Annotated in this window: 1 protein-coding gene; it reads left to right on the forward strand. The window is 70.4% G+C overall.

Features of this window, described 5'->3' with window-relative positions; genetic code table 11:
* Positions 1-98 precede the first annotated feature (98 nt).
* On the forward strand, positions 99-277 hold a 179-nt coding region (locus HKX41_11315), incomplete at its 3' end, for a hypothetical protein (GenBank protein ID NNC24720.1).

A 277-nucleotide genomic window follows, 5' to 3' on the forward strand; every position in this document is an offset into this window, starting at 1 on the left:
GGTCGGCCTGCCGCCGTTCTGAGCCCGGCGCGACGCTGCGCGCGCAGCCGGGCTTGCCGCTTCACCACCGCCGACTCGATCACGACCAAGGAGGTCTCATGAACACCCGCCGCATCCGCCCGCGCCTGGTCGCGCTGGCCCTCGCCATGTTCGGCTTCGCCGCCGCGCTGACCGCCACCGCCGGCGTGCCGCGTTGCGATCAATGCCTGGATCAGTACTACGCTTGCCGCAATGCCGGCGGCGATTACGACGGCTGCCTCAATGAGTTCTGGGCCTG

It is taken from the genome of Salifodinibacter halophilus, from assembly GCA_012999515.1.
In the GTDB taxonomy this organism is placed as follows: Bacteria; Pseudomonadota; Gammaproteobacteria; order Nevskiales; family Salinisphaeraceae; genus Salifodinibacter; species Salifodinibacter halophilus.